The organism is Streptomyces sp. NPDC002206, from assembly GCF_053593595.1.
Genome location: NZ_JBSFCW010000005.1, coordinates 342,364 through 355,798, shown reverse-complemented (window position 1 = coordinate 355,798; position 13,435 = coordinate 342,364). Strand labels below are relative to the sequence as shown.

The window sequence follows — 13,435 nt, the reverse complement described above, 5'->3', positions numbered from 1 at the left end:
CGACGAGTTCCGCGAGGATCTCCGCTCCCTTCCAGGACTGGTCATCGCCGCCGGAAGGGGCGGCGGCGTTTATCGGTGTGAGTGGATCACCCACGGGCCGTTAGGATTTCGACCATGGCGGCCACTGGATCCGAGAAGCAGGGGGCGACGGCGTACTACGTCTCGACCCCCATTTACTACGTCAACGACGCTCCTCACCTGGGCCACGCCTACACGACCGTCGCAGGCGACGTGCTCACCCGCTGGCACCGCCAGCGTGGCGAGAAGGTGTGGTACCTCACCGGCACGGACGAGCACGGTCAGAAGATCATGCGCACTGCCGAGGCGAACAACGTCACCCCGCAGGAATGGTGCGACAAGCTCGTCGAGGAGGCCTGGAAGCCCCTCTGGGAGCACCTGAACATCGCGAACGACGACTTCATCCGTACGACGGAGAAGCGGCACACGGACCGTGTGCAGGAGTTCGTGCAGGACCTGTACGACAAGGGCGAGATCTACAAGGGCGGGTACGAAGGCCCGTACTGCGTGGGCTGTGAGGAGTACAAGCTCCCCGGCGACCTCATCGAGGCGGAGGACGGCACGAAGCTGTGCCCGGTCCACAAGAAGCCGGTGGAGATCCTCAAGGAGGAGAACTACTTCTTCAAGCTGAGCGAGTACGGCCCGAAGCTGCTGGAGTTCTACGCGAACAACCCCGGCTTCATCCAGCCCGAGTCGGCCCGCAACGAAGTCGTGAACTTCGTCAGGCAGGGCCTGCAGGACCTGTCGATCTCGCGCTCGACCTTCGACTGGGGCATCCCGGTGCCGTGGGACGAGAAGCACGTCATCTACGTGTGGGTCGACGCGCTGCTCAACTACGCGACGGCGGTCGGCTACGGCGCCAACCAGGAGAAGTTCGACGGGACGTTCCCGGCCGATGTGCACCTGATCGGCAAGGACATCCTCCGCTTCCACTCGGTCATCTGGCCCGCGATGCTGATGGCGCAGGGCCTGCCGCTGCCCGGCAAGGTCGTGGCCAATGGCTGGCTGATGGTCGGCGGCGAGAAGATGTCGAAGTCGAACCTGACCGGCATCAAGCCGCAGGACCTGACCTCGCACTTCGGCGTGGACGCGTACCGCTGGTACTTCCTGCGGGCGATCGCCTACGGCAACGACGGCTCGTTCTCCTGGGAGGACTTCACCGCCCGCTACACCTCCGAGCTCGCCAACGACTACGGCAACCTCGCCTCGCGCGTCGCCGCCATGGTCGGCAAGTACTTCGGCGGCGCGCTCCCGGAGGCCACCGCCGCCGGCGAGGCCGAGAAGGCAGTCCAGGAGGGTCTCGCGAAGGCCGTCGCCACGGCCGACCGGAAGATCGGCGAGGAGCTGGACTTCCAGGCCGGCCTCCTGGCGATCTTCGAGTTCGTGAAGCAGGTCAACGGCTACATCACGGAGCAGGAGCCCTGGAAGGTCGCCAAGGACGAGTCGCCCGAGGGCCGGGCCCGGCTCGCGACGATCCTGTACACGGCCGCCGAGGCGCTGCGCGGTGTCGCGGTCCTGCTGAACGCGGTGATGCCGGAGACCTCGCAGAAGCTGTGGGAGTCGCTGGGCGCCGAGGAGTCCCTGGGTGCGCTGCCCGACCAGCGTGTGCAGGACGCGGGCGACTGGGGGCAGCTGCCGGCGGGCGCCACGGTGACGAAGGGTGCGGTGCTGTTCCCGCGCCTGGAGGAGAAGCCCGCGTAGGGCCACAGCTCGGTACACGGAGGGCCCGCACAGGGCTCGGTACGCAGATGGGGGCCCGGACGGCGATGGTCCGGGCCCCTCTCGTATGCGTGCGTACGGGCAACTCGTATACGTGACATCCGGTCAGCGGGTCAGCGCCGCCACGTCACCCATCACGATCACCGGAACCTTTGCCGGGTCGAGGATGCGCAGCAGCTCCTCCATCCGGTCCTCGGGAAGCGAGATGCAGCCCTGGGTCGGCCCGCCGTGGTCGACATGGAGCCAGATGCCGCCGCCCCGCTCCTCGCCGAGCGGACGGGTCGGGTCCAGCGGGGAGGCGCCGGGGACGCGGTTGTAATCGATGGCGATGACGTAGTCGAACGACCCCTCCAGGGACTCCCCGTCGAACCCTTCGCCGCTCACCGTGAAGGCCGGGCTCTGTACATAAGGCAGCTCGGTGCCCGGCGCTTCGAGCAGACCGCCCGCGGCCGTCAACCCGTAGACGCCGATGGGGGTCCGGAGGTCGTTCACCCGGTGCTCGTCGGTCCAGCCGTGCAGGGCGTTGTGGGCGGGCCACGGGCCGGCGGCCGGCTGCCAGCCCACCGTGGGGTCGTCGCGGGTGTAGAGGACGGCCGTGGCCTCGCTGGAGTGGGGGGAGTTCCCGGTGACGACGAGCGCTTGCCGGGACTCGGCCGGGATCGCGGACCTGGCCGTCTGCCCCAGCATCCGGATTTCGAGGGGCCCGGTCGGGGCGGCCGGCCCGCGCGCGGCAGCGGCCCCGGGGCCCGCCGCGCCCACGCCGCCGGTGGGCGCGTGGGCGTCGGCGCGCACGGCGGTGGGTCCGGGTGCCGTGCCTGCCGCTGCGCACCCGGTCAGCAGGAGGAGGAGCGCCGCACAGACCGTGTACGTGGGACGTCCGGACGCGCGAGGGCCGGGACGGGGCACCACGGGTTCGGGTACAGGCACGGGGGCTCCTAGCAGTCGGCGTCGAGGACGGCGGGGACAGAGATCCCCGCACCGAAGTCCCCGAGCCAGTCTTTGCCGAGTCGGCCGACGATTAATCAGACAAAGCGGCCATACGGCCGCATCTGACCCGGTGCGATCGGTCGTTTCGGGCTTGTCCTGCTGTGCGAACGCGGCCCGCACGCAGGGGAAAGGGCCCGGAACCGCGCCCTGTCGTGGCGATTCCGGGCCCGTCCCCTCCGCGGGGGAACGGGGCGTCAGAGGTCCGTGCCGTCGTGCGTCTCGTCCGGGTCCACGCCCATCGTGATCGAACCGACGACGCCACGCGCCATGTGGTTCTTGCGGTACGAGAGCTTCATCAGCCCGCCCGTGACACCGCTCTGGTCGTAGATGGTGTCCTCGGTGAGGGTGGTACGCGTGGTGGTGCTGGTCGAGTACGGCGCGACCTTCGCCGAGTCGAGCACCGCGGACTCCGCGAAGAAGAACTGACCGGTGTGGCAGGTGCGTCCGCCCTCGTACCCGGCGTCGGTCATCTTCCCGCCGACGTGCACCTTGGTGTGGATGTGCACACAGCGGCCCTGGTACCAGCCCGGGAAGATCGTCTTGAACTCCACATAGCCGTGCTTGTCGGTGAGCTGGGTGCCGCGCAGATAGCGCTCGTCGTCGGTGGGCTCCGAGTGCCCGCCACCGCCGCCACCGGGTCCGCCGGACGGGGGCGTACCCGTCGGGGCGTCGGTGGGGGTGCCGGTCGGGGCATCCGTCGGGGCACCGCTCGGCGGAGTGCCGCCACCGCCGGGGCCGCCCGAGCTCATCGACTCGTAACCGGAGTAGATGCCCAGCGCGTCACAGTGCCAGATGTCGACGGCCGCCCGGCTCACGGGCTTACAGGTGTCCGAGTCGATCACCTTGAGGCGGAGGGTCATCGGGATGCCCTCCTTGTCCTCGGTGATGTCCTTCCGGATCTTGTCGGCGTCGATGTAGTACGGGCCCTCGGTGGTCTCCGAGGTCAGCCGGTAGCACTCCTCGCCCTGCCCGGCGGCGGACTTCTTCCCACTGCCGCTGCTCGTGACCTCGTCGGCCGAGGCACCGGCAACCACGCCCGCCCCGATCCCGGCGGCCACGATCGCCGCACCACCGGCGAACACCATCCGGCGACGCGTCATGTCTTTCTTGTGTGCGGGTCCTTGAGTCTCTGTCATGCGAAGTGAGGCTAGGCAGGGGAGCTGGCAGGGGCGTGTGTGTCAGCTGTGCGTTGCTGTGGAAGGCGGCCATGACGCGGAACAGCCCCTGACCGACGGCCAGGGGCTGTTTCACGTGGAACAGAAGCGGAACCGCTGACGCTTACTTCGCGCCGGTGTCCCTCGCTACCGAGTCCTTGGCCTCGGCCTTCTCCTTCACCGTCGCGGCGGGCTTGCGGAGCTGGATGTTCAGCTCGCGCAGCCGCGCCTCGTCCAGCACGGTCGGCGCGCCCATCATCAGGTCCTGCGCGTTGCCGTTGAGCGGGAAAGCGATCGTCTCGCGGATGTTCGGCTCGTCGGCCAGCAGCATCACGATGCGGTCGACACCGGGGGCGATGCCACCGTGCGGCGGGGCGCCGAGACGGAATGCGCGGAGCATGCCCGCGAACTCGTGCTCGACGGTCTCGCGGTCGTAACCGGCGATCTCGAACGCCTTGAGCATCAGCTCGGGCTCGTGGTTACGGATGGCGCCGGAGGACAGCTCGATGCCGTTGCAGACGATGTCGTACTGCCAGGCAAGGATGTCCAGCGGGTCCTTCGTCTCCAGGTCCTCCAGGCCGCCCTGAGGCATGGAGAACGGGTTGTGCGAGAAGTCGATCTTGCCGGTCTCCTCGTCCTTCTCGTACATCGGGAAGTCGACGACCCAGCAGAACCGGAAGACGCCCTCCTCGAAGTGGCCGGCGCGCTTGGCGGCCTCGACCCGGACGGCCGACATGATCTTGGAGACCTCGTCGAACTCGCCGGCGCCGAAGAAGACGGCGTGGCCCGGGACGAGCGCCAGGCGCTCGGTGAGGGTCTTGATGTCCGTCTCGGTGAGGAACTTGGCGATCGGACCGGCGAGGGTGCCGTCCTCGCCGACGCGGACCCAGGCGAGGCCCTTGGCGCCCTGCTCGACGGCGTACTCACCGAGCCCGTCGAAGAACTTACGGGACTGGCCCGCGGTCTCCGGCACCGGAAGGGCGCGGACGTGCTTGCCGGCGAACGCCTTGAACTCCGAGCCGGCGAAGACGTCGGAGATGTCGACGAGCTCCAGCTTGGCGCGCAGGTCGGGCTTGTCGTTGCCGTACTTCAGCATCGACTCGCGGAACGGGATCCGCGGGAACGGCGACGTGACGTGGCGGCCGTTGCCGAACTCCTCGAAGAGCTCGGTCATCAGCTTCTCGATCGGCTGGAAGACGTCCTCCTGCTCGACGAACGACATCTCGACGTCGAGCTGGTAGAACTCGCCGGGCGAGCGATCGGCGCGGGCGTCCTCGTCGCGGAAGCACGGCGCGATCTGGAAGTAGCGGTCGAAGCCCGAGATCATCAGCAGCTGCTTGAACTGCTGCGGGGCCTGCGGCAGCGCGTAGAACTTGCCGGGGTTCAGCCGGGACGGGACGACGAAGTCACGGGCGCCCTCGGGGGAGGTCGCGGTGAGGATCGGGGTCGCCATCTCGTTGAAGCCGAGAGCCACCATCTTCGAGCGGATCGAGGCGATGACGGCGGAGCGCAGCATGATGTTGCGGTGCATGCGCTCGCGTCGCAGGTCGAGGAAGCGGTACTCCAGACGCCGCTCCTCGTTGACCCCGTCGTCGGTGTTGATCGTGAACGGCAGCGGGGCGGCCTCGCCCAGCACCTCGACCTCGGCGACCTCGATCTCGATCTCGCCGGTCGGGAGGTCCGGGTTCACGTTCTCGGCGCCACGTGCGGAGACCTTGCCGTCGATCCGGACGACGGTCTCCTTGGTGAGCTTCGACAGGGCTTCGTTGCCGGGTGTGCCGGGGCGGGCGACGAGCTGCACGAGACCGTAGTGGTCGCGCAGATCGATGAAGAGGATGCCGCCCAGGTCTCGACGATTGTGCAGCCAGCCGCTCAGCCGGACGTCGGTGCCGACGTCAGAGGCGCGGAGCTCGCCGCAGGTGTGGGACCTGTACCGATGCATCGTCGTTCATCCAGTCTTCGCGGTTGGGGTGGATTCAGCCTCCCCAGGCTACCGCCCACGCCCCCACGACTTCATTGTCATAGTCACTTCAAGATCATCCGGCGAGGTCAGGACCACCCGCCGACGGCCGCCCTCGGTGGCGTCGGCCGCGCACATCTTCATAAAGTGGGGCAATGCGCACCGAGGAAGTCCTGGCCGCGACGGCGACCGGCCTGTGGCGCTGGGACCACGGAGCCGGTTCGGTCACGCTCGATGCGGAGGCGGCCCGGCTGCTCGAGCTCCCGGCCGAGGCCGGCGTCTTCCGCGAGACCGCGGTGCGCGCGCGTTTCCACCCGGTCGACTGGAACGAGATCTACGGGGTGGTGAACCTCGCACTCGCCAAGGGCACCCTGGCCGAGGCCAGGCTGCGGATCGTGGACGGAGGCGGCCGGGTGCTGCGTACCGTACGCAGCCGCTCCAAACCGCTGCCGGTCGCATCAGCCGGCAGCGAGAGCTACGTACTGGTCGGCACCCTCCAGGAGGTCGCCGAACCTCAGCCGGGCACCACCGGGGCACACACCCCCATCACCGGGGACTGGCGCCGGTCCCGCGAGGCATTCCTGCTGGACGCGGGGCGGGCGCTCGCCGAGGCCCGTTCCACGGCGGAGGTGCTGCGGGTCGCCGCCTCGCTCTCCATGCCCGGGTTCTCACCGGATGGGCTCGCCGTCTTCGGTGTCGCCGGCGAACGGCTGACGATCATCGGCCACCACGGGCACAACGCGGGCGACGAGGACCCGTTCAACGACATGCACCTGGCGACCGACTACCCGGCCGCCCGGGTCGTACGAACCGGGCGGGCGATCTATCTCCCGTCGCCCGAGGAGTACCACCGCCGCTTCCCGGCCACCTGGCCGCTGGCCAGCCGCTTCGGGCGCCGTTCCTGGGCCTTCCTTCCGCTGATCGTGTCGGGCCGCACGATGGGTGCCTGGATGGCAGGGTTCCGGCACTCGGTGTCGTTCTCGCCGGACGAGCGTTCGGTGCTGACGACGGTGGCCCGGATGCTCGCCCAGGCCCTGGCACGGGCCGGGGAGGCCGAGACCGAGCGGGAGCTGTCGCAGGGACTCCAGCGGTCGATGATGCCGACCCTGGGGCCCGAGATCCCCGGCATGACGGTCGCCGCCCGGTATGTGCCGACCGGCGGCGGACTCCAGGTGGGCGGCGACTGGTACGACATGATCCCGCTCCCCAACGGCCGTATCGCCCTTGTCATCGGCGACGTCCAGGGCCATGACGTGCGGGCGGCCGGGCTGATGGGCCAGTTGCGGATCGCCCTGCGCGCATACGCCTCCGAGGGGCATCGCCCGGCCGCGGTGCTCTCCCGTGCCTCCCGGTTCCTCTCCGGGCTCACCGACGCGTACGACGACGGGGAGGAGACCGGTCCGCGGTTCGCGACATGTCTGTACGCGGAGGTTGACCCGGAGACCGGCGCGCTCGACATCGCCCGGGCCGGCCACCCCGACCCGGTGGTGATCAGCAGCGACGGGACCGCGGTGATCCGGCAGACCGGCGGCGGGCTGCCGCTCGGCGTCGAGACCGACGCCGACTATCCGACGACCCGGCTCGTCCTGGAGACCGACGAAACGATCATGCTGTGCACGGACGGGCTGATCGAGACCGGCGGCCACGACATGGCCAGCGGCTGGGACCGGCTCCGGCCGGTCCTGGAGCAACAGAGCGGTGACCTGGAGAAACTCGCCGACGAGCTGGTGCAGGCCGTGCACGGGCCGACGTCGCACTACACGACGGGCCCGCTGGCCGACCGCCGCGAGGACGACATCGCGGTGCTCGTGCTGCGTCGCGAGGCCGGCACCATGCCACGGACCGCGCCGCGCCGCACCGCGATGACCATCGCCCAGGCCGAACCCGAGCGGGTCTCGGCCGCCCGGCAGCAGCTGCGGGAACTGCTGCACGACTGGGAGGACCCGGAACAGATCGACGCGGCCGTGCTGATGGTCTCCGAGATGACCACGAACGTCCTCGTCCACACGGACGGCGACGCGCTGATGGTCGCCGAGGCCACCGGGGAGCGGGGCGAACGGCGGCTGCGGGTGGAGGTGGCGGACGGCAGCGACGAACTGCCGCACAAGCGGCGGCCCGGCGAGATGGCTTCCAGCGGGCGGGGCCTGGTGCTGATGGAGATGCTGGCCGATGCGTGGGGGGTGGATCCGCGAGGGGCGGGGAAGTCGATCTGGTTCGAGCTGCACGAGTCGTAGGGGGGCGGGGGCGGGCCGGGTACGTCCGGTGGCCGCTCCGTCCTCAAACGCCGGGCGGACTCGATGTGCCAGGCGGTGGTGTGTCCGGCGGCGTCGGTGGGTCGGGCGGGGTGGAGGGGGACGGTGGGTTCGGGTCGGGGCTGTAGCCCTTGCGGAGTTCGCCGAGGACGCCGAAGGCCGCCGCACACACCGGTACCGCCAGCAGCATCCCCAGCAGGCCCGCCACACTCGCCCCCGCGGTCAGCGCGATCATGATCATGGCCGGGTGCATCTGGACCGTACGGCTCTGGATCACCGGCTGCAGCACGTGCCCCTCCAGCACCTGGACCGCGAGCACCACTCCGAGCGCCCAGAGCGCGATCACGACGCCCCGGTCCGCGAGCGCGACCAGGACGGCGACAGCGCCCGAGAGGAACGCGCCGAGGTACGGGATGTACGCGCCGACGAAGACCAGCGCCCCGAGCCCCACCGCACCCGGCACCCGCAGGATCAGCAGGCCGACCGTGATGCAGACGGCATCGATCAGCGCGATGAATGTGGTGCCGCGCATGAAACCTTCGACGGCCTCGAAGGCCCGCCGCCCCATCGCCTCGACCAGCTCACCGGTGCCGCGCGGGGCGATGGCGTGGGCGAGGCCCACGGCCCGGTGGGAGTCGCGCAGGAAGAAGAAGGTCAGCAGCAGGGCGAGGACGCCGGTCGCGATCAGCGAGCCGACCAGGCTGATCCCCGTGAGCAGCCCGCCCGCGGCGCTTGCGCCGAACTTCTCGACGAGCTTCTGCGCGTTGGCGGCGAGGTCGTCCACATTGATGTCGCGCGCGAACCCGAAGTGGTCGATGACCCACTGACCGGCGTCCTTCAGCGACCGGACGATCTGGCCGCCGGTGTCGATGAGCGCGGTCACGACGATGTACCCGGCGCCGCCGCCCACCGCGACGAGCAGCGCGCAGGTCAGCCCGGCGGCCACCGACCGGTTCACCCGGTGCTCGGCCAGCCACCGGTGGACGGGGCCGAGCAGCGCCGTACCGAGCAGGGCGAGCAGCACGGGTGTGACCGCGGTCTTGAGGACGACGCACAGCCAGATCGCGACCGCGGCGACACCGGTGACCAGCAGAAGTACGGCGCACCAGGCGGCTGTCCGCCGCGCGGCGTCGGGCAGGAGGGGCTGCGGGGTATGCACCCTCCCACCCGATCACGGTGCGGCGGTCATGTCCCGCCTGCACGGCCGTACGGGTGACGGACCGTCAGCGCGGCCCTTGCCGCAGGATCACTCACCCATGCCGTGGACCGCGGGCACGGTGCCGAGACGGCCGGCCTGGAAGTCCTCGAACGCCTTCTTGAGTTCGGCCTGGCTGTTCATGACGAACGGCCCGTAGTGCGCCATCGGCTCCCGGATCGGACGGCCGCCGAGCAGCACGACCTCCAGGTCAGGAGTGTTGCCGTCCTGCTTCTCGTCCGCGCGGACGGTCAGCGAGGACCCGGCGCCGAAGACCGCGGTCTGCCCCATGTGGACCGGGCGGCGCTCCTCGCCGACCGTGCCGCGGCCGGCCAGCACGTACGCGAGTCCGTTGAAGTCCTCGCGCCACGGCAGGGTCACCTCGGCGCCGGGGCGCACGGTGGCGTGGACCATCGTGATCGGGGTGTGGGTGACACCCGGACCCTCGTGCCCGTCGAGCTCACCGGCGATGACGCGGAGCAGTGCGCCGCCGTCCGGGGAGGCGAGGAGCTGGACCTGGCCGCCACGGATGTCCTGGTAGCGGGGGGCCATCATCTTGTCGGCCTTGGGCAGGTTCACCCAGAGCTGGAGGCCGTGGAAGAGGCCGCCCGACATGACGAGGGACTCCGGCGGGGCCTCGATGTGGAGGAGGCCGGACCCGGCCGTCATCCACTGGGTGTCACCGTCGCGGATGGTGCCGCCACCACCGTTGCTGTCCTGGTGGATGAAGGTGCCGTCGATGATGTACGTCACGGTCTCGAAGCCGCGGTGGGGGTGCCAGGGAGTGCCCTTGGGCTCGCCCGGCGCGTACTCCACCTCGCCCATCTGGTCCATCATGATGAACGGGTCGAGGTACTTGTAGTTGATCCCGGCGAACGCGCGGCGAACCGGGAAGCCTTCGCCTTCGAATCCGCTCGGCGCCGTGGTGACGGCGAGCACGGGGCGCGCCGTGGCGTCGCCCGAGACGGCGACCTTGGGCAGGGTCAGTGGGTTTTCGACGGTCACTGCGGGCATGGGAGCCACCTCCGGGATTGTCCTGGCTTCAATTTAGTTGAACAGTGAACATCTTGCAAGGGGCGCCGCATTCCCGGCCCGTCACACGCAGCAGGAGGGGCCCGTACCTGAGTGGTACGGGCCCCTCCTGGCGTCCGGAAGGCAGACGGTCAGCCGTCTGCGGGCGAAAGGCCCTAGCCGTACATGCGGCGCATCGCGAAGTCGACCATCTGCTCCACGGCCTTGGCGTCGAAGACCATGCGGTGCTCGCCCTCCATGTCGAGGACGAAGCCGTAACCGGTGGGCAGCAGATCGATCACCTCGGCGCCGGTGATCACGAAGTACTTGGACTCCTTGCCTGCGTACAGCCGCAGCTCCTTGAGCGTGGTGAACATGGGGATCACCGGCTGCTGGGTGTTGTGCAGCGCGAGGAAGCCGGGGTTGTCGCCGCGCGGGCAGTAGACCTTCGAGGTCGCGAAGATCTGCTGGAAGTCCTCGGCGGACAGGGATCCGGTGGTGAAGGCCCGTACCGCGTCACCGAGGGAGGGCGGCGAGGGCTCGGGATACAGCGGCTGCTCGCCGTAGCCGCCACCCATCTGCTGCTGTGCGCCCTGGTTCTGGTCGTAGCCGTACATACCCCAAAGAGTAATGGGACACATCCACCCCTCGAGGGGTTGCGTCTTATTACTGACGGGTAGCATTATCGGGGAGGTCAGCTGATATGCCTACCGCCAGCTCGTCGCCCACCTGGCCCTCACCCCTTGACCGGGGCGCTGCGCGCCACTGCTATTGATTACGGAGCCTTCCCATGGGGCACTACAAGTCGAATCTCCGCGACATCGAGTTCAACCTCTTCGAGGTCCTCGGGCGCGACAAGCTGTACGGCACCGGCCCGTTCGCCGAGATGGACGTCGAGACGGCGAAGAGCATCCTCGACGAGGTCGCCCGCCTCGCGGAGAACGAGCTGGCCGACTCCTTCGCCGACGCCGACCGCAACCCGCCGGTCTTCGACCCGGAGACCAACACCGCGCCGGTCCCGGAGACGTTCAAGAAGTCGTACCAGGCATTCATGGACTCCGAGTACTGGCGCCTGGGCCTGCCCGAGGAGATCGGCGGCACGACCTCCCCGCGCTCCCTGATCTGGTCCTACGCGGAGCTGCTGCTCGGCTCGAACCCGGCCATCTGGATGTACTCCTCGGGCCCGGCGTTCGCCGGCATCCTCTTCGACGAGGGCAACGAGGCGCAGAAGAAGATCGCCGAGATCGCCGTCGAGAAGCAGTGGGGCTCGACGATGGTGCTGACCGAGCCGGACGCCGGTTCGGACGTCGGCGCGGGCCGCACGAAGGCCGTCGAGCAGGAGGACGGCTCCTGGCACATCGAGGGTGTGAAGCGCTTCATCACCTCGGGCGAGCACGACATGTCCGAGAACATCATTCACTACGTGCTGGCCCGCCCCGAGGGCGCAGGTCCGGGCACGAAGGGTCTGTCGCTCTTCATGGTCCCGAAGTTCCACTTCGACTGGACCACCGGTGAGCTGGGCGAGCGCAACGGCGTGTACGCGACGAACGTCGAGCACAAGATGGGCCTCAAGGCGTCCAACACGTGCGAGATGACGTTCGGCGACCAGCACCCCGCCAAGGGCTGGCTGATCGGTGACAAGCACGACGGCATCCGCCAGATGTTCCGCATCATCGAGTTCGCCCGGATGATGGTCGGCACGAAGGCCATCGCCACCCTCTCGACGGGGTACCTGAACGCGCTGGAGTACGCCAAGGAGCGGGTCCAGGGCACCGACCTGGCGAACTTCATGGACAAGACCGCGCCCAAGGTCACCATCACGCACCACCCCGACGTGCGCCGCTCGCTGATGACGCAGAAGGCGTACGCGGAGGGCATGCGCTCCCTCGTGCTGTACACCGCCTCCGTCCAGGACGCGATCCAGGAGAAGGAGGCCGCGGGCGAGGACGCGAAGGCGCTGCACGGCCTCAACGACCTGCTGCTCCCGATCGTGAAGGGCTACGGCTCCGAGAAGTCGTACGAGCAGCTGGCGCAGTCGCTCCAGACGTTCGGCGGCTCCGGGTACCTCCAGGAGTACCCGATCGAGCAGTACATCCGGGACGCCAAGATCGACACCCTCTACGAGGGCACCACGGCGATCCAGGGCCAGGACTTCTTCTTCCGGAAGATCGTCCGCGACCAGGGTGCCTCGCTGAACGCGCTGTCCGAGGAGATCAAGAAGTTCCTCGCCGGCGCCCAGGGCAACGAGGAGCTGTCCGGTGCGCTGGACTCGCTCGCCAAGGCGGCCGTGGACCTGGAGGCGATCGTCGGCACGATGATCACCGACCTCACCGCGACCGGCGAGGACGTCAAGAACATCTACAAGGTCGGCCTGAACACCACCCGCCTGCTGCTGGCCTCCGGCGATGTCGTCGTCGGCTACCTGCTGCTGAAGGGCGCGGCCGTGGCGGCCGAGAAGCTGCCGACCGCCTCCGCGAAGGACGTCGCCTTCTACCAGGGCAAGATCGCCGCAGCGAAGTTCTTCGCGGCCAACGTCCTGCCGGGCGTCTCGGCCGAGCGCGCGCTCGCCGAGGCGGTCGACGGTTCGCTGATGGACCTGGACGAGGCCGCGTTCTAGCCTTCGGCCCGCCGCATTGATCAACGAGGCGCCGCCACCCGAATACTTTCGGGTGGCGGCGCCGTCGTATCGGCTGGGTGGGCCCGACTCGTCGCAGCCACGGCGCGACTATTCCCCGTGGCGGTCCCGCCGGAGAACGGCTACACCGTGGACGACTTCTTCACGCTCGACCTCTCGCCGCACACGGAGCTGATCGACGCGAGCCTGGTGTTCGTGAGTCCGCAGCGCAAGTTCCACACGCCGGCGATGTATCTGCTGGAGCAGGGGCTGCGCCGGCACGTGCCCGACGATCTTCGGGTACGGCGGGAGATGGCCGTCGAGCTCCGCAAGCGGAACGCCCGCGAGCACGACCGGCCCATGGTCGTCACGTACGAGCTGGACCTGGTCAACAGGACGTAAATCTCCACCGGCGTCCACCACGACCGGCTCGAGCTCTCCGCCCCGCACGACATCGACATCGACCTGACGGCAATCGACGAGCTGTAGACCTCGGCCCACAGGGCGGGGTGGCGGTACGCGGAT

Annotated in this window: 9 protein-coding genes and 1 pseudogene; 4 read left to right on the top strand and 6 right to left on the bottom strand. The window is 69.1% G+C overall.

Features of this window, described 5'->3' with window-relative positions; all coding sequences use genetic code 11:
- Positions 1-114: 114 nt before the first annotated feature.
- On the top strand, positions 115-1,719 hold the full coding sequence (gene metG / locus ACWCP8_RS13865; RefSeq protein ID WP_352263815.1) for a methionine--tRNA ligase: 1,605 nt from the start codon (positions 115-117) through the stop codon (positions 1,717-1,719).
- A 123-nt stretch (positions 1,720-1,842) separates the two neighbouring features.
- On the opposite strand, the gene ACWCP8_RS13860 is transcribed toward metG, so the two are convergent.
- The 3 genes from ACWCP8_RS13860 to aspS all read right to left on the bottom strand — a co-directional run bounded on the left by ACWCP8_RS13860 (position 1,843) and on the right by aspS (position 5,820).
- Positions 1,843-2,664, bottom strand: a complete 822-nt coding sequence (locus ACWCP8_RS13860) for a hypothetical protein (protein ID WP_451116050.1) — start codon at positions 2,662-2,664, stop codon at positions 1,843-1,845.
- A gap of 254 nt (positions 2,665-2,918) precedes the next feature.
- Positions 2,919-3,860 (bottom strand): intradiol ring-cleavage dioxygenase, encoded by a 942-nt coding sequence (locus tag ACWCP8_RS13855; RefSeq protein WP_406428550.1) that lies wholly within the window; start codon positions 3,858-3,860, stop codon positions 2,919-2,921.
- A gap of 142 nt (positions 3,861-4,002) precedes the next feature.
- Positions 4,003-5,820, bottom strand: coding sequence for an aspartate--tRNA ligase (gene aspS, locus ACWCP8_RS13850; RefSeq protein ID WP_451116048.1), 1,818 nt, complete (start codon positions 5,818-5,820; stop codon positions 4,003-4,005).
- 173 nt (positions 5,821-5,993) lie between these two features.
- Here aspS and ACWCP8_RS13845 point away from each other — a divergent pair, with 173 nt between their 5' ends.
- Positions 5,994-8,072: an ATP-binding SpoIIE family protein phosphatase gene (locus ACWCP8_RS13845; RefSeq protein WP_451116046.1), complete on the top strand. Its 2,079-nt coding sequence runs from the start codon at positions 5,994-5,996 to the stop codon at positions 8,070-8,072.
- Between the two features lie 43 nt (positions 8,073-8,115).
- Here the strand turns inward: ACWCP8_RS13845 and ACWCP8_RS13840 are convergent, their stop codons facing one another.
- The 3 genes from ACWCP8_RS13840 to ACWCP8_RS13830 form a co-directional block, all read right to left on the bottom strand.
- Complete coding sequence (locus ACWCP8_RS13840; protein WP_451116044.1) at positions 8,116-9,249, bottom strand: AI-2E family transporter; 1,134 nt, start codon at positions 9,247-9,249, stop codon at positions 8,116-8,118.
- Positions 9,250-9,336: 87 nt separating this feature from the next.
- Positions 9,337-10,299: a pirin family protein gene (locus ACWCP8_RS13835; protein WP_352263823.1), complete on the bottom strand. Its 963-nt coding sequence runs from the start codon at positions 10,297-10,299 to the stop codon at positions 9,337-9,339.
- 173 nt (positions 10,300-10,472) lie between these two features.
- Positions 10,473-10,913: an SseB family protein gene (locus tag ACWCP8_RS13830; RefSeq protein WP_030930244.1), complete on the bottom strand. Its 441-nt coding sequence runs from the start codon at positions 10,911-10,913 to the stop codon at positions 10,473-10,475.
- 173 nt (positions 10,914-11,086) lie between these two features.
- On the opposite strand from ACWCP8_RS13830, the gene ACWCP8_RS13825 reads away from it, so the two are divergent.
- Positions 11,087-12,913 carry an acyl-CoA dehydrogenase gene (locus ACWCP8_RS13825; RefSeq protein WP_328626994.1) on the top strand — a complete coding sequence of 609 codons (1,827 nt, stop codon included), beginning with the start codon at positions 11,087-11,089 and terminating at the stop codon, positions 12,911-12,913.
- A gap of 117 nt (positions 12,914-13,030) precedes the next feature.
- Positions 13,031-13,399: pseudogene (locus tag ACWCP8_RS13820) on the top strand (hypothetical protein).
- The last annotated feature ends 36 nt before the right edge of the window (positions 13,400-13,435 follow it).